At 56.1% G+C, this 20,157-nt stretch carries 17 protein-coding genes; 16 read left to right on the plus strand and 1 reads right to left on the minus strand.

Annotation, left to right across the window (positions count from 1 at the left end):
* Positions 1-8: 8 nt before the first annotated feature.
* On the minus strand, positions 9-1,520 hold the full coding sequence (locus NST29_RS04290; protein ID WP_033023452.1) for a DHA2 family efflux MFS transporter permease subunit: 1,512 nt from the start codon (positions 1,518-1,520) through the stop codon (positions 9-11).
* A gap of 640 nt (positions 1,521-2,160) precedes the next feature.
* Here NST29_RS04290 and NST29_RS04295 point away from each other — a divergent pair.
* From NST29_RS04295 to NST29_RS04370, 16 genes are all read left to right on the plus strand, one after another.
* Positions 2,161-2,673, plus strand: a complete 513-nt coding sequence (locus tag NST29_RS04295; RefSeq protein WP_033844993.1) for a hypothetical protein — start codon at positions 2,161-2,163, stop codon at positions 2,671-2,673.
* A gap of 135 nt (positions 2,674-2,808) precedes the next feature.
* The gene (locus tag NST29_RS04300; RefSeq protein WP_033844344.1) at positions 2,809-3,153 is read left to right on the plus strand and encodes an SCP2 sterol-binding domain-containing protein; all 345 of its coding nucleotides are present in this window, start codon (positions 2,809-2,811) and stop codon (positions 3,151-3,153) included.
* 112 nt (positions 3,154-3,265) lie between these two features.
* The gene (locus tag NST29_RS04305; RefSeq protein ID WP_033023455.1) at positions 3,266-4,810 is read left to right on the plus strand and encodes a long-chain-fatty-acid--CoA ligase; all 1,545 of its coding nucleotides are present in this window, start codon (positions 3,266-3,268) and stop codon (positions 4,808-4,810) included.
* A 45-nt stretch (positions 4,811-4,855) separates the two neighbouring features.
* Positions 4,856-5,980, plus strand: a complete 1,125-nt coding sequence (locus tag NST29_RS04310; RefSeq protein WP_033023457.1) for an acyl-CoA dehydrogenase family protein — start codon at positions 4,856-4,858, stop codon at positions 5,978-5,980.
* Entirely contained in the window at positions 5,977-7,191 is a 1,215-nt protein-coding gene (locus NST29_RS04315) for an acyl-CoA dehydrogenase family protein (protein WP_033023458.1), read from the plus strand. The genes NST29_RS04310 and NST29_RS04315 overlap by 4 nt, the downstream gene beginning before the upstream one ends.
* Before the next feature lie 171 nt (positions 7,192-7,362).
* On the plus strand, positions 7,363-8,154 hold the full coding sequence (locus NST29_RS04320; RefSeq protein ID WP_033023460.1) for an enoyl-CoA hydratase/isomerase family protein: 792 nt from the start codon (positions 7,363-7,365) through the stop codon (positions 8,152-8,154).
* 15 nt (positions 8,155-8,169) lie between these two features.
* On the plus strand, positions 8,170-9,012 hold the full coding sequence (locus tag NST29_RS04325) for a 3-oxoacyl-ACP reductase family protein (protein WP_033023461.1): 843 nt from the start codon (positions 8,170-8,172) through the stop codon (positions 9,010-9,012).
* A gap of 320 nt (positions 9,013-9,332) precedes the next feature.
* Positions 9,333-10,475 carry a thiolase family protein gene (locus tag NST29_RS04330; RefSeq protein ID WP_033023463.1) on the plus strand — a complete coding sequence of 381 codons (1,143 nt, stop codon included), beginning with the start codon at positions 9,333-9,335 and terminating at the stop codon, positions 10,473-10,475.
* A gap of 21 nt (positions 10,476-10,496) precedes the next feature.
* Complete coding sequence (locus NST29_RS04335; RefSeq protein WP_033023464.1) at positions 10,497-12,242, plus strand: AarF/UbiB family protein; 1,746 nt, start codon at positions 10,497-10,499, stop codon at positions 12,240-12,242.
* Between the two features lie 221 nt (positions 12,243-12,463).
* The gene (locus tag NST29_RS04340) at positions 12,464-12,796 is read left to right on the plus strand and encodes a hypothetical protein (RefSeq protein ID WP_033023465.1); all 333 of its coding nucleotides are present in this window, start codon (positions 12,464-12,466) and stop codon (positions 12,794-12,796) included.
* Positions 12,797-12,819: 23 nt separating this feature from the next.
* Positions 12,820-13,926 carry a Zn-dependent alcohol dehydrogenase gene (locus NST29_RS04345; RefSeq protein ID WP_051985134.1) on the plus strand — a complete coding sequence of 369 codons (1,107 nt, stop codon included), beginning with the start codon at positions 12,820-12,822 and terminating at the stop codon, positions 13,924-13,926.
* A 376-nt stretch (positions 13,927-14,302) separates the two neighbouring features.
* On the plus strand, positions 14,303-14,731 hold the full coding sequence (locus tag NST29_RS04350; protein WP_033023467.1) for a hypothetical protein: 429 nt from the start codon (positions 14,303-14,305) through the stop codon (positions 14,729-14,731).
* A 57-nt stretch (positions 14,732-14,788) separates the two neighbouring features.
* Positions 14,789-16,276: an aldehyde dehydrogenase family protein gene (locus tag NST29_RS04355; RefSeq protein ID WP_033023468.1), complete on the plus strand. Its 1,488-nt coding sequence runs from the start codon at positions 14,789-14,791 to the stop codon at positions 16,274-16,276.
* Positions 16,277-16,519: 243 nt separating this feature from the next.
* A complete protein-coding gene (locus tag NST29_RS04360; protein ID WP_268746106.1) occupies positions 16,520-17,458 on the plus strand; it encodes a R2-like ligand-binding oxidase in 939 nt (312 codons plus the stop codon).
* A 355-nt stretch (positions 17,459-17,813) separates the two neighbouring features.
* Positions 17,814-18,419 (plus strand): DUF6230 family protein, encoded by a 606-nt coding sequence (locus tag NST29_RS04365; protein ID WP_033023471.1) that lies wholly within the window; start codon positions 17,814-17,816, stop codon positions 18,417-18,419.
* 587 nt (positions 18,420-19,006) lie between these two features.
* A complete protein-coding gene (locus NST29_RS04370; RefSeq protein ID WP_231559853.1) occupies positions 19,007-20,152 on the plus strand; it encodes a DUF6114 domain-containing protein in 1,146 nt (381 codons plus the stop codon).
* Positions 20,153-20,157 lie beyond the last annotated feature (5 nt).

Genomic DNA, 20,157 nt, shown 5'->3' on the forward strand with positions numbered 1-20,157 from the left:
TCCGTCATTTAATGGACTGACATTCTTTGTTTTGATTTGCTAGAGAATTGGTTAGGCAAAAAGGCGAATGACAAAATTGCGCCCAATATCGCGATTCCGCAACACGTCCATAGCATGGCCTCCATTCCATGAACAAAAGCTTTGCGCACAGAAGAGAGTAGTTGCATCGATTGGATTTGATGTGCTGCTTCCACCCCTGTTGATACGCTTTGTTTTACTATAGGTTTAAGCTGACTCGGCAACTGGATTGCTTCTATACGACTGCGATACTGTGAATTTACAATCGTGCCTAAAACGGCTACTCCAATCGACCCTCCGGCTTGCCGCAATGCCATAATGAGTGCTGAACCAACCCCGCTTCGTTCCGCCGACAGTTCTCCTAAAGCTGCATCCATGGCAGTGGGAAGCGCTAATCCTAAGCCGATCCCCACTATCGTGATCCAAAGAGCGATAAATTTGTATGGATGGTCGATCTGCGTCGTTCCGCCGATGCCTAACCCGATGGCAAGAAAGACAAAACCGATGAAGGCGTTGCTTTTGGGTCCAATTTTTTCCAAGAGGAAATCGGCCGACTTGGCTCCGACGATCAGCCCTCCAATGAGAGGGAGCAAACGCAAACCTGTTTCCAGTGTATCGTTGCCTTCTACTGATTGAAAATATTGGGGCAACGTGAATAAGAGACCGAACAGCGCATATGTGGCCAATGTGGCTAATATCGCCCCGAAAGTAAAGCTGCGGGAGCGAAAAAGGGACAGATCAACAAGTGGATGTTTGACCTTTTTCTCCAATATGGCAAACACAGACAGCATGAAGCATCCAATGGCCAGAAAGAGAATGACTTCATTATGGCTCCATCCTTTTTCTCCAGCTTTAATGGCTCCATACGTGATCGATACAAGACCGGCGCTTGATGTCAAGACTCCGAGCCAGTCGAGTTTAGAATGATGAGGGCTGCGCGACTCCGGCATGAGCCAAGAGACCGCTGCAAGCGCGACAACAACAAAGGGAAGATTCAATAAGAAGACCGATCCCCATTGGTAATGTTCAAGCAACCATCCACCGACAATGGGCCCAAGTGGAATCCCCAACATATTCGCTGTCGCCCAAATCATCATTGCCTTCGTGCGCTCCCGTTCGGAAAACAGCACCGGAAGAATGGAGATCGATAATGGGATCAGAAAAGCGGCTCCTAATCCAAGAAACGTCCTCATCCAGATCAATATTTCCGGAGAATTGGAATAAGCGCAGCCTATAGAAGCCAATCCAAATAAACATAAGGCAAATAACAGCAGCCTTTTCCGACCGAAACGGTCACCTAGCATGCCGGCTGGAAGAAGGAAGGCGGCCATGGCCAAATTGTACGAATCTACAAACCATTGAAGATCGCTTGTTGACGCATGGAGTTCTGTGGCTAAAGTTGGCAACGCTACATTCAAAATCGTAATATCTAGCCCTACTGCAATCAAACCTAGTGATAATGAACCAAGAATCCACCATCTTTTCATGTTGGTGTTTTGCATGTATAATCCCTCTCTTTCTTTAATGATATTATATTTCATTTGAAATTTTATATAAAATGAATGTGAATGTCAATTTATATTTTATATCTTTTTTGGAGGTAGAATTCAGTGCCTCCCATGGAAGTCAGGCCACCATTGAAAACAATCAAGAAAACTAGCCTTGGAGCTGGTCGAAGCTCGAAAGGAGAGGAGAAAAGAACCAACATGGTTGCAGCATACTTTAGGAGGCTGGTGATTTAAGGGAGCAAGCCGCTGATCAAGCCCGTTTCTCAAACAGATAAGCCTTGTCGCGTCAAGAGCGCCTTTCAAACGTTCCCCCATTGCTCAAGAGAAACAACCGTTTTTCACCGCCCTCTTAGATCTGCCTTCATTGTTTTGCCTAAGAACCGAAAGTATGGCGCAACCATAATCCGAACCTAGCCAAGCTCGCCGAATTGTGTGGCAACGGTTAGCAGGATGAATGATGTGAGGGATATTTCATATGTGCAGCAACATCGATTTTTCGCTTCTGGAGAGAGGGGGGGCGGCGGCTATCCCGGTATCTTGGCTGGTTTGTTTCCCCCTCAAAATTCGGAATGGTGCATCGTTTTGTTTTGATTTATGGTGGAAGGGGAGAAAGGTATGGAAGGAGGGCATGAACGTGCCTATTTTTCGTGATGATGTCCATTTTTATCAGGTTATCGGTGAATTCATGAATATTGCGACTCGTGAACGAACATGGGAAGAGCTGCGCGCATGGTGGGGCCATCATCCCGCCTATTATGAACAAGGGAACGAATTGGAGCAAATCAACCGCATCGGCGAGCAAATCCGCCGTTCCCGCGCCGCGTTCGTCTTTTACTTGACCGATCCGGAAGCGGTCATCAGCATCGATGCGAGGCGGCCAACGCCCGGCGAACATTACAAAGTGCTGTTCGGACGGGAGCTCGATCAGCCTGACGTCGCCATTGTAACAACCGGGGATGTCGCCCATCAATTTTGGGGTGGCAATATTAGCGTCCCGTTAGCCCTCATAACGGGAAAAATGAGAGTCAAAGGGTCGAAAGCGAAGGCGCTCCAGCTGCTGCCGCGCATCGTGCCGGCGTTTCCGCTTTACCGGCGCTACTTGGAGCTCATCGATGAGCCGGCGCTTCTGCGGGCGCTGCAAACGTAAAAATATCGGGAAACGCCAAGGGCGAGAAGGGAAAGTCCCGACAAAGTTCGGGATAGGACGGCGGTGGGAAAGGCGATATAGTAAAAGTGCGGAAATAAATTTCAGATAGTTCAAAATTTTAGGGAGGATATGAAGATGACAGCCGTAAAAGACATTTTTCAGCTGATTGATTCGCAGTTGAAGGAAGACCCGTCCCGTGCTGATGGGATTGTCGCCGTGTACCAATTCAATTTGAGCGGAGCCGATCCGGGGGTGTATCAAGTCGTCCTGCGCCCGGATGCCGGATTTGTCGTTGAAGGAGAACAGGAGACGGCCGATTGCACGCTCAGCATGGACAGCGACGATTTCAAAAAAATGGTCGACGGCGAGCTCAACGGAACGGAAGCGTTCATGAGCGGGCGGCTTCGCATCGATGGGGATATGGGGTTGGCGCTGCGGCTGCAGGAAGTGTTGGCTGCCTACAACAGCGCCAACCAATGAGCAAAGCGGGATGTTCCGAGAGCGATGACAGCATGGAGCAACAGGCAAACAAAGACGGCGGGCTTGCCCTTTTTCATCAGCCCGCCCATTTTGGCTAAAAGGAGACGAGGGCATGGATTTGCGCACGATTTGGACAAAAAACATCGAGCAGTTCGGTCCTTACGCGGCGTTGATATTTGAAGGAAAAGAGTACACGAACGTCGAGTGCGACGCCCGTTCGTCCCAATTGGCTCACACGTTGATCGAGCTAGGGGTCAGGCCGGGCGACCGCGTTGTCGTGACGATGCCGAACAGCCCGGAAGTCGTGATCGCCTTCAGCGGTGTCGTGAAGGCCGGTGCAGTCGTTGTGCCGGTGTTGCCGCTATTGCAGGCGCAGGAACTCCATTACATTTTTCAAGATTGCGAACCGAAAGTCGTGCTGACAGCGGAAATGTTGCTCGGGAAAGTGAGAGAAGCGGCGCGCGATTTGCTGCGCTCACCGTCCGTGTTGACGCTCGAGCCTTCTAACTCGCCTCACTCGCTGTGGGAGAGGATCAAGCAGGCCCTGGCCACTCTGCCGGAGGTGGAAATCACGGACAACGACGCGGCCGCCTTGCTTTATACATCAGGAACAACCGGCCAGCCGAAGGGGGTCGTGCTGACGCACCGCAACTTGTACGCCAATGCCGAAGCGGCGGCCGAAATGGCCAAGCTGCTGCAAATGAAGAGCGATCGTGTCGGCCTCGGGGTGTTGCCGATTTCTCATGCGTTCGGTTTTACGATGATGAATGTGGCGCTGCTGCTTGGTGAACGTGTCGTTCTTCTGCCGTATTTCGAGCCGAAAAAAGTGCTTGCAGCCATCGAAATGTACCGGGTCACGCACACCGCGATGGTGCCGGCCATGTTTCACGCCTTGTGTCATGTTCCTGAGGCCGATCGGTATGACACCTCCAGCCTAGTGGCCTGCGTGTCCGGCTCCGCCTCGCTGCCGCCGGCGCTTGCCGAACGGTTTCAGCGCCAGTTTGGCTGCTTGATTTTGGAAGGCTACGGCCTGTCAGAAGCGGCGCCCATCGTTACAGCAACCGATCCGACGAAACCGATCAAGCCCGGATCGGTCGGGCTGCCGCTGCCGGGGGTGAAGGTCGCCGTTGTCGATGAACAAGGAAATCCTCTGCCGCCCAATGAGGTGGGGGAGCTGATTGTTTCTGGGCCGAACGTGTTTTGCGGCTACTATGGAAAAGACGAAGAAACGCGTCGAGCGCTGCGCGACGGTTGGCTGTACACCGGGGACATGGCGCGCATCGATGAAGACGGGTACGTGTTTATCGTCGACCGGAAAAAAGATGTCATCATCCGCGGCGGATTCAACATTTACCCGCGCGATCTTGAAGAGCTGCTCATGTCGCATCCTGATGTGCTGGAAGCGGGCGTTGTCGGCGTTCCGTCGCCGAGGATGGGAGAAGAAGTCGCCGCTTACGTCGTCATCCGCCGCGGGGCGAGCGTGACGGAAGAGGAACTCATTCGCTTTTGCCAAGAGAAAGTGGCGAAATACAAAAGCCCGCGCTTTTTGAAGATCGTCGGTTATTTGCCAAAAAATTTGCTCGGGAAAACGGACAAGAAAACGTTGCGCGAGTGGGCGAACGAGTTCGTTCCCGCCGCTGTGGACGGGAATGAATAAGCGGAACGCGCCCCGTTGTGATTGGCATAAAAGGAGGGAGAAACGATGATCTCATTTCGGCCGACCGAAGAGGAGCGGGCGTTTTGCGAAGTGGCGAAAACGATCGCCGTTGAAGAGATGCGGCCGAGCGCCCGCGACTGTGAACAGCGCCGTTCTGTAAGCGCATCCATCGCCAAACGCCTTCACGAGTTGGGATTTTTAGGGCTTGAACTTCCCGAAAGCTGGGGTGGGCTGGAACTTCCGCTCATATCCCAAGCGCAAATTTGGCAAGTGCTCAGCTATGGGGATTTAGGGATTGTTCAAGGGCTTCCCGGACCCGGGGAAGCTGCCTCGCTCATGCGTCAGGCGCCTGAGCATCCCGTTTGGCGACCGTATCGGGACGCGGGGCAAACGGGAATATGGCCGACGGTGGCCTTCATCGACGGTGAAGAAACGATCGAGGTCCGCCGCAGCCGCGACGGTTATCGGCTCAACGGGACATCCGCGCCAGTCCGGCGCGCCGCTTTTGCCGATTGGGTGGTTGCAGCCGGCAAGGATAACGAGGGGGAACCGGTCATTGTCGTTTTCGATGAGCGCACATGGGAGACAATCGAAGGCGATTTCCGCCTCGGGCTGCTGGCCGCGGGGCTTGGGCGCATTCGCTTTTCCGATGTGTTCGCGGGCAACGACCGCGTGCTTGCCCGCGGAGAGGAGGCGTCGGCCTTGCTTGGGCACGCCCGCGCCCGCCAGTGCGTGCTTGAAGCGGCGAAGGAAGTCGGGTTGATGGAAGCGGCGCTCGATTACACTATCGAATACACGGCTGGCCGCAAGGCGTTCGGACAGGAAATCGCCAAATTCCAAGGTGTATCGTTTACGGTTGCGGAAATGGCGTTTGAATGCCGCGGGGCCCGGAACATCGCTTGGGCCGCCGCTTGCCGCGTTGACGAGCAAGGAAGGGCGGCGGAAGGCTTCGCTTGGCGGGCGCTCGCCCGCGCCCATCGGTCGGTGCGCTACGTCACCGATCAAGCCGTGCAAATGCTGGGCGGGCATGGCTATGTGCAAGAATATCCGGCCGAAAAATGGATGCGCGACGCCCAAGCGCAAGTGCTGCTGTATGCCCGGGAAACGGACTGGTTCATCCGCCGCGGCGAACAGCTGCTGGACGAACGGAAAGAGAGGGTTGCACCGTGATTTCATTTGCGTTGTCACCGCAGCAAAAACAAATCAAAGAGCTCGTTCATTGGTTCGCCCAACACGAAGTGCGCCCGCTTGCCCTCGAGGCCGACCGGCTCGGACGGGTCCCGGAGGAGTGGCTGCAAAAAGTGAACAAAATGGGCATCCAGCTGAACACATCGTCATTCGGCGGCGGGCGGTCGGCGCCAGCGGCGGGGCAGAAACCGGACAAAAAAGAACGCGAAGGCAACCGCGTGGCGGTGATTGCCGCCGAGGAGCTCGCGTGGGGCTGCCCGGCCATTGCCTTATCCCTTCCCGGTCCCGGCCTTGGCGGGCCGCCGATCCAGTCAAGCGGCACTCCGGAACAGAAGCAGCGCTTTTTATCGATATTTACGAAAGACGAACCGCGCTGGGGGGCGTACGCGCTGACCGAACCGGAGGCCGGTTCGGATGCGTCCGGCATTCGGACGACAGCGAGAAAAGTTGACGGCGGCTATGTGTTGAACGGGCAAAAAATTTTCATTACCAACGGTGCTCGCGCTTCATGGGTCGTCGTGTTCGCCACGGTCGATCCGAAGCTCGGCCGCGCCGGACACCGGGCGTTTGTCGTCGAAAAAGGGACGCCGGGCTTTTTGGCAACGCGCACCGTCCATAAAATGGGGCTGCGCGCCAACGAGACAGCGGAGCTCGTGTTTGAAGACTGCTTCGTCCCGGCGGAAAACTTGCTCGGTGGAGAGGAGTTGTACAGCGCCGCGGCCCATCAACCATCCGGATTTCAAGTGGCGATGAAAACGTTCGATAGCACGAGGCCGATCGTTGCCGCCATGGCGGTCGGCATCGCCCGCGCGGCTTACGAATATACGCTCGAGATCGTTCGCCGCGATTATCCGAAGCAAGGGCGGCTGTACTATGAAGCGGCTGAGCTGCTCGCCGAGGCGGAACAAGAGATCGATGCGGCGCGGCTGCTCACGTGGGAAGCGGCGTGGAAAGCGGACATCGGCGAAGCGAACGCGATGGAAGCGGCGATTTGCAAAGCGGTGGCTGGCAAAATGGCGCTGCGCGTATGCGCGATGTGCCTTGAGCTGCTCGGCCCGGTCGGTCTTGATGGGCATTTGGTGGAGAAACTGTATCGCGACGTGAAAGTGTTTGATATTTTTGAAGGCACACAGCAAATTCAGCGCCTTGTCACCGCCCGACGGTTGTATGCGCCATACGGCGTCCATGTATAACGTCTCCTATGCCCAACTCGTTTCGGGCGGAACGAGCTTGGGCGCTCTGACTCGCAGTCGCCAAGGATATCCCCGCCCGATCGGCATCGGTTCCCGGTCGATTCGGTCGTCATCGGAGCGGCCAGCGCCGTTGGCGGGGGCATCGCAGCGAACGAAAGGAGAGAGTGTGACTTGCCTTACGAAACGATTCGCATCGAACGGCGGGACAAAGGAGTCGCTTGGCTGATCATCGACCATCCGCCGGCCAACGCCATTAGTGAAACGTTGATGAACGAATTGGAACAAGCGGCCGATGAGCTGGAAGCCGACAGCAAGGTGCGCGTGATCGTCATTGCGTCGGCCCATCCGAAAACGTTTCTCGCCGGCGCCGACTTAAAGGACATGATTCGGCGGGGAAGCCAGTTGGCCGGCAATAAGGCCGGCATCGTCGAACAGAGCGCCCGCATGCAGCGCTGCTTCGACCGCTTCGCCAAAATGCCGAAACCGGTGATCGCGGCCATCAACGGCTATGCGCTCGGCGGTGGCTGCGAATTGGCGCTCGCTTGCGACTTCCGCATCATGGGCGGAGGCAAAATCGGCTTAACGGAAGTTTCCCTCGGCTTGATTCCAGGAGCAGGCGGGACGCAGCGGCTGACGCGCCTTGTCGGACGGGCGAAAGCGACGGAGCTTATTTTTCTCGCCCGCCGGCTCGATCCGCAAGAAGCGCTCGCGCTCGGCCTCGTTCACCGCGTGACCGCTCCGGAACGGCTGAACGAAGACGTAGCATCGTTTGCCGAACAGTTGTCCGAAGGCGCGGTGCGGGCGATGGGGCTGGCCAAGCGGGCGATCGATGCCGCCGAGGAGTGCGCTGAGGATGGGTTCGCTGTTGAAGCGGCATCCTTTGCGGCCACGTTTCAAACAGGGGAGCCGGCCATCGGGCTAGCGGCGTTTTTCCAAAAGAAACAACCGCAATTTTTACGATAAACGGAGGGATCAGCGATGTCATCGTGGGCGGAATTGTTGAAAGGAAAGGTGGCGGTCGTCACCGGTGCTTCGCGCGGCCTCGGGCGTGCGGACGCGCTCGCGCTGGCGGAAGCGGGGGCTGATGTCGTCATCACCGATATTTTGCTCGAATCGGATGAGGAAAGCAGGCAAACAGCGCAAAAATACGGACCGCTCTCCCAAGTGATGCAAAGCACGAACGTCGTGTACGCGGAAAAAACAGCGGAAGAAATTCGCGCCATGGGGCGGCGGGCAATGGCGATCAAAATGGACGTCACCGACCGCGAGCAAGTGAAGGACGTGTTCGCCCGCGTCAAAGAGGAGTTCGGATCGATCGACATTTTGGTCAATAACGCCGGCACGCTTGACCACGTTTCACAAATCGAAAAGCAAAACGATGCGTTGTGGGAGCGCGATTTGCGGGTGAATTTGACCGGCACGTACAACTGCACGAAAGCCGTGTGGCCGTACATGAAAGAGCAAGGATGGGGGCGGATCATCAACATGTCGTCCGTCGCCGGCACGCTCGGCGGCTTCGGGCAGGCGAGCTACTCGGCGACGAAAGGAGCGGTGTTGAGCTTTACGAAAAGCATGGCGCTGGAAGGAGCGCGCTACGGCATTACGGTGAACGCCATCGTGCCGGGCATTATCAATACGGAAGCGTTCCGCATGGGCAACCCGAAAATGAACGAACGGATGATCCAGCGCACGGCGTTCCGCCGCCCGGGTGAGCCCGAAGACGTCGCCAACGCCATCGTCTTTCTTTGCTCCGATAAGGCGAAATATATTACCGGCATTGGGTTGAACGTATCGGGAGGCATAGAACTGTTTACGTTTTGAGCCAAAAGCGCGGTGGTGGCCGAGCGCCAGCTGACCTTTGGGCTGTGGCGCAGCCTCGCGTTCTCACCGCGTCAGAAACGTTTGGCCAACCGGCTATCGGACTGTGAGCCTACACCCGAAGCGGGCACCGCGGGGGAAATGTTGTTGGCTAAGGCCAGCAAGTGAAGGTGGGCTCGGATCGGAAGCGGCGCGGCTTCGGCGGCCCGCAGCAGCTCGCTAAGGGGAGAGCGGATCGATGATGATCCGAGCGTGAGAGGCACTCGCCAAATCGCTCAACGATTTCGAGCAGACCGATTTTCAGACAGAACAGGAGGAGCGGCATGAGGGAAGTGGTCATTGTCGATGCCGTGCGCACGGCGATCGGCAAGAAAAAAGGAGCGTTCGCCAACGTCCATCCGGTTGACTTGCTTGTTCCGGTGCTGCGGGCGCTTGTCGAACGAAACGGATTGGACGCCGGCTTGGTGGAAGATATCGTTGTCGGCTGCGTGACGATGACCGGGGAGCAAGGCGGCAACATCGCCCGTCAAGCCGCGCTCGCTGCCGGCTTTCCGGTCGAAGTGCCGGCGTTTTCGTTAAACCGGATGTGCGGCTCGAGTCAGCAGGCCATCCATAACGCGGCGCAAGCGATTTTGGCCGGCGACATGGACATCGTCATCGCTGCCGGCGTAGAAAGCATGACCCGCGTTCCGATGGGAAGCGATATGGGGCGATTCAGCCGCCAGCTGACAAGTCGGTACAACATCGTGCCGCAAGGGATTTCCGCCGAGATGATCGCGAAAAAATGGGGGTTGTCGCGCGACGAGTTGGACGCGTTTGCGCTCACCAGCCATCAAAAAGCGGCGGCAGCCACCGATGGTGGAATGTTTGCGCGGGAAATCATCCCACTTGAAGTGCAGGGCGAAAACGGAACGATGACAGTTGCCCATGATGAAGGAATCCGCCGCGATACATCGAGGGAAAAGTTGGCAGCGTTAACGCCATCATTTCAGCCCAAAGGCGGTGTCATCACGGCCGGCAACTCAAGCCAAGTGAGCGACGGAGCGGCCGGCGTGCTGCTCATGTCGGCGGAAAAAGCCCGGCAGCTCGGGTTGCGGCCGAGAGCCCGCATCATCGCCCGCGCGGTCGTCGGCGAAGACCCGATTCTGATGCTTACCGGCGTCATCCCGGCCACGCGCCGCGTGCTCGAAAAAGCGGGGCTGCGCCTGGACCAAATCGATGTCATCGAAATCAATGAAGCGTTCGCTTCGGTCGTCAAAGCATGGGAGCGGGAGCTTGAGCCGGATATGGCGAAAGTGAATCCGCGCGGCGGAGCGATCGCCCTCGGACACCCGCTTGGCGCGAGCGGGGCGCGGCTGCTGACGACGTTGCTGCATGAACTCGAAGACATGAACGGGACTTACGGTTTGCAAGTGATGTGCATCGGATTTGGCATGGCGACCGCCACCATGATTGAACGCTTGTAAAGCGGAGAGGAGGGGAGCGGTTTGCACGCATCGATCGAAACAGCCAAACCGAAACAAAAGCGCGATTTTACGGCGGTCAGCGCCGCCATTGAAGCCGAGCTGGCCGCCATCACGGCGGGAAGGCGACGGCGAAAAATCATGACAACGTTTGTCAAAAACGGACTTGGCGTAGTGTTTAGCGACATCATCGCCCATAAACTGCGAGGAAAAGAAGGAGATAGTACTTCGTTGCGCCAAATCGGCCGCCGGCTCCGCCTAGCGTTTGAGGAGCTCGGCCCAACGTTCATCAAGCTTGGGCAGGTGCTCGTCACCAGGCAAGATTTGCTGCCGGAGCCGATCACGCTCGAGCTCGAACGGTTGCTTGACCGAGTGCCGCCGATCGAGTTTGCGAAAATCGAGTACATTCTCGAACGTGAGCTTCCGGACGGTCTTGAGACGTTTGAATGGATCGAAGAAACGCCGCTCGGTTCGGCGTCGCTTGCCCAAGTATACAAAGCCAAGCTGAAAGACGGGCCGGTCGTCGCGGTCAAAGTCGTGCGCCCGACGGTCGAAAAGCTGTTTCAAACCGACATCGCTGTTATCAAAAAAATGGCCGCCCGTCTGCAGAAGCGGCTGCCCCCTGAACTGCAGGCCGCCCTCGATCTTGGGGGGCTCGTGCAAGATTACTACAGCAGCGCCATGGATGAGCTGGATATGACGGAAGAAGCGCGAAAAATGCAAGAGATGAAGCAAAAATACGAAAGGAGGGCCGAACATGTCACGGTTCCGCACGTGTACGAAGCGACGAAAAGCGTCTTAATCATGGAATACATCGACGGCTGGCTCATAAAAGATTTCCCCGTTGATTTTCTCACCTTTGAAGAGCGGGTCAACATTATGATCGACCTCGTTCACCATTATGTGCAGATGATGCTCGATGGCCATTATCATGCCGACGCCCACGGTTCCAACATCATGATCGACAAGCGGACGAAAAAAGCGGTCATCATCGACTGGGGAATGACCGGGCGGATGGACAGCGTGATGGCGCAAATTTTGATGCGCGTCATTTTGCACATCCAGCTCAACCAAGCAGAAGACGCCGTCGAAGTGTTTATGGAGCTCATGTCGCCGACCATCTACACCGATGTCGTCAAATTGAAAGATGAACTGCGGACGCTGACGTTAAACTATGTGTCCGCCCACCAGGGAAGCAGCCGCTACAATTACGGCCGCCTCGTCCTTGAAGCGACGGCGATCGGGCTTCGCAATTATTGCAAAGTTCCAAACGGCTTGGCGCTTTGGGCGAAAGGGTTTTCCGCGACCGAAGGGACGGCGCGCTGGATTTGTCCGGAAATCTCGTACGGCGAAGTCATCGAGGCGTATGAAATCCCGATTTTAAAAAGCATTCTCGGAAAGCGTTTTAATTTCCGCGCCAACGCCAGCCTCGTCGCTGAAACGGCCGAATTGGTCGCCACCTTGCCGCGCCGGTTCAACAAAGTGCTCGAGACGGTGGCGGAAAACAAATGGCGCCTGACCGTGCAGCTGCAAACCGACCCGGTGACGCGCAATACGCTCAACCAAATTGCCAACCGGCTGGTGCTTTCCCTCCTCGCGTTTGCCATTATCGTCGCCACCGGATTGATTGTCGCCAGCATCCCGGGCGGAACGTTTTGGGGGATGGACAAAACGACGATCGCCAACATCGGATTGGCTGTTTCGTTCCTCTTGGTGGTGTTTCTTGGTTGGCGGCTGTTCCGCACGCGCAAGCAACGGCCGCGGTTTTAACCTAGCTTGTTGAAAAAATCGGCATCAGGCGGTCGGCGCGGTTCTGGAAGGGAAAGCTTCCGCTACGGCAATCGAATCGATCCGCGATGAAGAGTGCTAGCCATGTTCGCTGGATAGGAACGCCATCCGATAATGGCCGCGATCGGATCGATCCGCAACGAAGAGTGCTGGTCCCGGGCACGAGCGCATCGTGCCACATTGTCGCTAAAGGAGGGAACGATGTGCGCGACGAGCATGAGGAATGGACGATGTCCCAGCGTATCGAAGCGTTTTACCGCCAAAGTGGCGGACCGGGAAGCCCGGTAATTCGGCGCCTGTTGGAGAGGCATTTGCTGTATGGAAAAGACCATGGCATCCCCGGAAAACGGGAAGAATTCGCGGACGCGTTTCGCGAAGTGTTTTTGCATGACCATTCCACCCGCTCGCTCGTTCTTGGCCTGTTCAAGCTAAAAACCGCCTTGCAAGAGGAATGGAACACCTACTTGGAGGCGCTGCGAGGTCAAGGCGGCGCCCGTGAAGCAAACGCGGATTTCGCTGACAGGCGGGAGCGATAAGGCGGTGAAAGGGGAGAACAACGATGGTGAAAGCGGCGGTGTTGCACCATTACGGGGAGCCGCTGGCGATCGAGGAGCTGGATTTAGCTGCCCCCCGGTTTGGGGAAGTAAAAGTGAAAATGAAAGCGGCCGGCCTCTGCCATAGCGATTGGCATGTCGTGCAAGGCCAGCTGCCGCTTCCTTTGCCGCTGGTGCTCGGCCATGAAGGGGCAGGCATCGTTGAGGAGGTGGGCGAGGGAGTGACGAGCGTTCAAGCCGGCGACCACGTTGTGCTCAATTGGGTGCCGTCGTGCGGCCGCTGTCCTTATTGCCGCCTTGGCCGGCCCGACTTATGCGAAGCGGCGGCCCGGCTGACGGCGACCGGCACGCTGCCGGACGGGACGACGCGTTTTTCCCTTGGTGGAAAGCCAGTCTATCAATTTCTCACCGCCGGGGCGTTCAGCGAGCGCACGATCGTGCCGGAACAGGCAGCGATTCCGATTCGCCGCGATGTGCCGTTTGAATTGGCGGCCTTGATCAGCTGCAGCGTCATGACCGGGGTGGGGGCGGTCATCCATGCCGCGCGGGTGCGCCCCGGCAGCACGGTGGCCGTCATCGGCGCCGGTGGCGTCGGCTTCAACATCATCCAAGGAGCGGCGCTCGCCGGGGCCAAACAAATTATCGCCATCGACATTGTCGAGGAAAAATTGACGATGACGAAAACGTTCGGGGCGACGCATACGGTCAACGCCGGCGACGAAGATGCCGTCAGCGCGGTTCTCGACTTGACGGACGGCCTCGGCGTCGACTACGCGTTTGAAGCGATCGGCCGCCCGGAAACGATGGCGGACGCGTACAACATGACGAGAAAGGCGGGGATGACGGTCATCGTCGGCATCGCCGCTCCGCATGAAACGGTGGAAATCAACGCCTTCTCCTTGCCGTCGCAGGCAAAGACGTTGACAGGGGTGTGGCTCGGCCAAGGCAATCCCCCGGTCGACTATCCGAAGCTGCTCGACTTGTACGCGGCGGGCAAGTTGAAGCTGGAACCGCTCATCAGCGCCGTCTATGCGCTCGAACAAATCAACGACGGCTTCGCCGCCTTAAAGAGCGGACAAAACATCCGCGGCCTGATCCGCTTTGAGGAATAAACACGCACCAACAAGGAGGCGATGCCTCTCACGGCGAGCTTGGACCGCTGAGCTTGGGAATGCGGCCGGAAGCCGGATTTCGGAAGGCGGCCGCTCATTCGGCGCCATCACCGATGTGCAAGGTATAGGGAGAACGTCTTGAGGCGATATCGCCGACTTAGAAAGAACAAAGAGATCGTCTTGGCGATCACCGCCAACTTAGGAGGAACAGGAGAGGATCTTGCCGGTGACCGCAGCTTAGAAGGAACAAGGCAATCGTCTTGCTGGTGACCGTGGCTTAGAAAGAGCAAGGGCTCGTCTTGGCGGTCATCGCGATTTAGAAGGAACAAGGCGATCGTCTTGACGATCATCACCGACTGGGAAAGGGGAAAACGAGATGCCGGTGTTTCAAAGTGAGCAGGAGCTGTATGACGTTCTCGGCCGCTTTTTTGAAAAAGTGGCCGAGACGGACGAGTCGAAGGAATTGATCGCCTCGACAGAGTTAACCCCCGGCTATGACGCGTATGTCCAATATATTTTTCATAAGCCGGAAGCGAAAATTACGTGGACGCATGAAAACGGGAGACTGAAAATCGTCTGCGGCGAGACGGACTTGCGGCCGGAGCTCATCTTTGAACAGAGCGCCGATGTCGGACATAAATTTTGGCTCGGGCGGCTCGATTTGCAGCAGGCGCTTGCCCGCCAACAAATCAAAGTGCAAGGACCGCTCGTGAACGCATTGAAAGTGCTGCCGCAGCTTGACGCCATCTATCCGGCGTACCGCGACTATTTGCAAGAAATCGGCCGCAGCGATTTATTGCGATAGCTTGGTTCAAAATCCGATCAATCGAGAACATGGAGCGATGGAAAGGAGGAGACGGCAATGATTTCGATGCAAACGACGGAAGCCGATTTATGGATTGATGGAGAATGGCGGCCGGCCGCCAGCGGCAAACGGTTTGACGTCATCGACCCGGCGACGGGCGAAGTGACGGCCCGCGTCGCCGACGCTGGCGAGGACGATATCGACGCGGCGGTCACCGTCGCCGAAGAGGCGTTTTCGGATCGGCGCTGGCTGGCCATTTCCCCGCTTGAGCGCGGACGCATCTTGCGCCGCATCGCTGAACTGATCCGCCAGCATCACGATGAACTGGCCCGGCTGATGACAAGGGAAAACGGCATGCCGATCAACATGGCGCGGTTTATCGAAATTCCGCTCGCCGCCGACTGTTTCGACTTTTTCGCCTCGCTTGTCGTCAAGCCGCAAGGAGAGGTGCTACCGTTTTCCGTCGCCGGCACCGCCCCTGACTATATGGCGTGGACGGTCAAGGAGCCGATCGGGGTGGCGGGACTGATTACGCCATGGAACTTCCCGCTTTTGATGCCGACATGGAAAATCGCTCCGGCGCTGGCGGCGGGCTGTACGATGGTGGTAAAACCGGCCCCGGAGACGCCGCTGACGGCGCTTAAACTCGCCGAACTTTGCCAAGAAGCCGGCGTGCCGGACGGCGTTGTCAACGTCCTGCCGGGGCGGGATGAAGCGGGCAAAGCGCTCGTCCGCCATCCGCGCGTGCCGAAAATCGCGTTTACTGGCGAGACGGCAACGGGGCGCCACATCTTGCAGGCGGCCGCTCCCCACATTAAGCGGGTGACGCTTGAGCTCGGCGGCAAGTCGCCGAACATCATCTTTGCTGATGCGGATCTCGAACAGGCGGCCAAAAGCGCGCTGTTTGGCGTGTTCTACAACTCCGGGCAAGTATGCCAAGCGGGAAGCCGCATTTTAGTCGAACGGTCGGTGTATGAAACGTTCGTTCAGCTGTTGGCCGACCGGGCCAACACATTGCGAATGGGCCCCGGGATGAGCGCCCGCACCGACATTGGCCCGGTCGTCAGCCGCGAGCAGTACGACAAAGTGCTGCGCTACATTGACATCGGCCGGCAGGAGGGAGCGAAACTGGTCGCTGGAGGAAACGCGCGGCCGGAGCTCGGCGGCTACTTTATCGAGCCGACGATTTTTGCCGATGTCAAGCCGTCGATGCGCATCGCCCGTGAAGAAATTTTCGGTCCGGTGGCGGCCGTGATTCCGTTCGCCGATGAGGAAGAAGCGGTTCGCCTTGCCAACGATACGATCTACGGACTCGCTGCCGCTGTTTGGACGAACGATATCAAGCGGGCGCTCCGCTTGGCGCGCCGGGTGAAAAGCGGAACGGTATGGATCAACACGTATCAAGTGCTGTCGCCGACCGCCCCGTTTGGCGGCTATAAGCAGAGCGGCCTCGGCCGCGAGCTCGGGATGCAGGCGCTTGAACCGTATTTGGAGACGAAAACCGTCATTTGCGACGTAAACGACCGGCCGCTGACGTTGTTTTAAGAGAGGGAAAAGGCTGGCGAAAAACAGCCGTTTCCCTTCCATGGATGGGGAAACGCGTGTAAATGTGACAAAGCGTTTCGATGGGAAAACCAAGGCCGGAAAACGGGAGGTGCGATGCCATCACCAGCGTAGGAAAAGACCGGTGACAACCGGTCGGTTTGTGAGAAGCTGAAAAGAACGCGTGATGGTGCCGCGACATGTTTTCGCTTGAACAGCGCGGTTGGGAGCGCCTTGTTTCCTTACATTAACAACCTTAAAAGGAGGAGAAACGCGATGACTCGCCACGATGGGTTTCAAACGGTGAAAGGCACGATCGATTGGGAGCATCCGATGTACAAATTGTATGAAAAAGCGAAGCGCAACGGGAAATGGAATCCGGCCGACATCGATTTCAGCCAAGACCAAACCGATTTTGCCAGCTTGACGAGCGAAGAAAAAATATCGGCTTTGCCGCTTGTCGCCGGGTTTTCCGCCGGCGAAGAGGCGGTGACGCTCGACATCTTGCCGATGACAAACGCCCTCGCGCGCCAAGGGCGGCTCGAGGACGTCCTGTTTTTGACGACGTTTATGCACGACGAAGCGAAGCATGTCGAGATGTTTTCCCGCTGGCAGCAAGCCGTCGGCATCGGGCAGATGGACTTGTCCGTCTTTCATAACGACCATTACAAACGCATCTTTTACGAAGCGCTGCCGGAAGCGATGGACCGCCTGTATAGCGACGACTCGCCGGAAGCGATCATCCGCGCCGCCACGGTGTACAACATGATTGTCGAAGGAACACTGGCCGAATCGGGATATTACACGTTCCGGCAAATTTACAAAAAAGCCGGGCTGTTCCCAGGGCTGCTCCAAGGCATCGATTATTTGAACATGGACGAAGGCCGGCACATTCAGTTCGGCATTTATACGATCCAGCGGCTTGTCAATGAAAACGAACGATATTATGAGTTGTTCATCCGCTATATGGACGAATTATGGCCGCACGTCTCCGGATATGTCGCCTATTTGACCGAGCTTGGCAAACGCCAGCAGCACCTCGCCCGCGCACGGAGTCTGGAAATTGACTATGACATGCTAACCAACTATGTGGTCAAACAGTTTCACATCCGCAAAAAACAAATCAGCCGCACGAAGCGGTATGACAGCGTCGAGGAGCTAGAAAAAACAGCGGCCGAATTTTAAAAGGCTCGTGGAAAAGAGCGGTTTCTCTTTATCAGAAGCGCTTTTTTCGATTCGAGATCGAGAGCGAATATGCTTAATTCCGAGCAGACGGGCGGGTTTCGCCCGCCCGCGTCTTGACAGAAGAAAAAAATCGCTTTCGATCGTTTTCTTTTGGAGGAAGCCAGAAAGCAACAAGAGAGCAAGGAATGGAACGGGCGTGAGAACGTCACATTCAATAATGGGAACCGACAGCAGGGGGAGAGAAAGGCTTTTGTGATCAAACATAGTTGGTTTTGTTAGGAAACAAGGTATTTATTTTGGGGGGAATAGGAGGAAAATGATCATTTCATGGGAGAAAACGAGGGGGGCATGAAAAATGGGGAACTTGTTTGCGGTCAATCCAAAACGATTTGCGATTGCGGGCGGAGCGGGATTTCTCGCGGTCATCGCTCTAGTGGCTATGTTGCTTTTGTCAGGCACGGCGTTTGCCGCGTTTCCGCTGTCAGGTGTTGGGGGATTTACGATCAGCGCCGATAAAATTACAGGAACCGGATTTAAACTGTATCCTGCCATCGGTGAAACGGAACAAAGAGGGGCTTGGGGGCAAGCAGCCATTGACTTGGCGTCAGCGAATATCACCAATTTGGTGCTGGCGAAAAACATTAACACCGAGTCAGCTCTCGGCGCTTACGGCATTAAAAGCATCGATGTCGTTGTCACCGGCGGCAATGTAAGCGGACAAAATTTGAAACTGCGCGTCACTGGCATTCAAGCGGATAGCACGTCATTTGCCGGTTTGGAGACGCAAGAGCATAAAACCGACAACCCGCTCAACGTCATCGACTTAAGCGCGCCGAACTTAACGCTTGATAAACCGAGCTTGAATACGCATTACATGTCGGCAGGTTCGATCACCATCCCGAACATGAAGCTGAAAGTGATCGCTAACATGAAAGATGGGAGCCGGATCGGCGACTTTTAATTCGGTCTGATCATCATTGGGACGCGAGTTGTCCATCCCCTATTCCTCCCAAAATAAATAAGAAGTTCGAGTTGTCATCTTGTTTCCTGTGTGATCACGCATTTATGCTTAACGACTGTGCGCCGGTTTTTTCATGCTGGAAAATTTTCTTCTCTTCATCGCTTTTGGCAAATAAAGGGGAGAGGAAGAGGGAGCCAAGCGACGAACGGTGGCGCGTTTATAGATGATCAGTTGGTGTAAAACAGAACGATCGTTCTTGGTCAAGAAACAAACGGCGGCGCGTGTAGAAGACTGGTGAAAACCGGTTGTTTCACTCGAGAAATGGGAAGGGTGTGAAAGGCGATGCCTTAGAGCTTTTCTATTTGAGAAACGAGGGGGGAAGCGGCTTGCTCCTGAAAAGGTTGGTGAAAAACCGCTGGTTGCCTTGATCGGCGCCTGAACATAAAGGATAATGCAGCCAGTTTTTTCTACTTGAGAAACGATCCCGAGAAGCGGTGGCGCGAGGTAATCGGACTCTTCAATTGCCAGCCTTTTAGGCTAATGATGAGCCAAAAAGAACGAAAAAGAGGTAAAGGAGGCAAGATGGGATGATGAGGAAGCTAGTTGAAATCGGGCAAATGACGACCATCGGAGCACTGACGGGCGCGTTTATCGGCGGAATCGTCGTTGGCGGTGGAGGAAACGGAGCGCTGTTGGGGGGACTGCTGCTAGCAGTCGCTCTCTCCTTGCTTATCCCGTTTTTTTCGAACCGCCCAACGGCGATCGTCCGCGTGAAATACGGAGCGGCCGCTTTGTTGCCGGGGATGCTTGTAGGTGGGAGCCAATGGGTGTCGCTTGGAACGGTCGGCGCTGCGGCGGGAGGGATAGCTAGCAGTGTGCTTGCCGCTTTTTTTGCCCAAGACATCATCGAGAAACAAGAAAGGCAAGGACGATACATTCGTACACGGTTTCATTACGTGTGGTTGTTTTTTGGAGGATCCCTAGCCACATTTTGCGCGTTGAACGCCTTTTTTGCCGCCGAGCGGGCGGTACCGTGGCAAACATGGGTGCGCTCCATTCCAATGGTGGTGCAGACGACGGTCATTCTCGCCTTTGTGCTGCTTGGGGTTGTCATTGGCGTTGCTTGGAAAAAGAGAAACGCTGAAACTTGGCGGCAAGCATGGACGTCTGTCCGCCGCCCGGTACGGGGAGTCGTGGTCGGTGGAATCGTGGCTATCATCGTCGCTTCCTTTGTCCATTACGGCTTTTTGTCTGTCCGCACCGCCGCCCGCTTCGTCGGTCCTCTGTTATCCTATGCCTTCGGTTGGATATTGCCGTGTGCTGTCGGGTATTTGCTTGCTGTCAACCGCCGTCGCCCTGTTTTAGGATCGGTGTTGGCGATGATAGGGGCAGGGTTTGTCTTGATGGTAGGCATCAGTGTATTCCCCATGCTTCTGCTTCCTGGAAGTGGGCTGATGTGGGCCGGATTGGTCACAGGCTTAGTAATGGTGGTTTTGGCGATTTTAAGCATCATCAAGCCGCAAAGCCATGTAGTATTCGGCAGTTTTCTCATCCTTGCTTCCATTCTGTCGTTTGTCGGTGCGGCCGGCGGCCTGATCATCGGAGGTGTCATCGGTCTGGTGGGCGGTGCATTGGTGGTGGCATGGAACGGACGGCAAGCGGGGGAGATGGACAGCGACTATCCTCCTCCCGTTTCCCCTCTTTCCAATCGCTCATCAACAATGACAGGATAAAAGGG

It is taken from the genome of Geobacillus sp. FSL W8-0026, assembly GCF_037966255.1.
Classification (GTDB): domain Bacteria; phylum Bacillota; class Bacilli; order Bacillales; family Anoxybacillaceae; genus Geobacillus; species Geobacillus icigianus.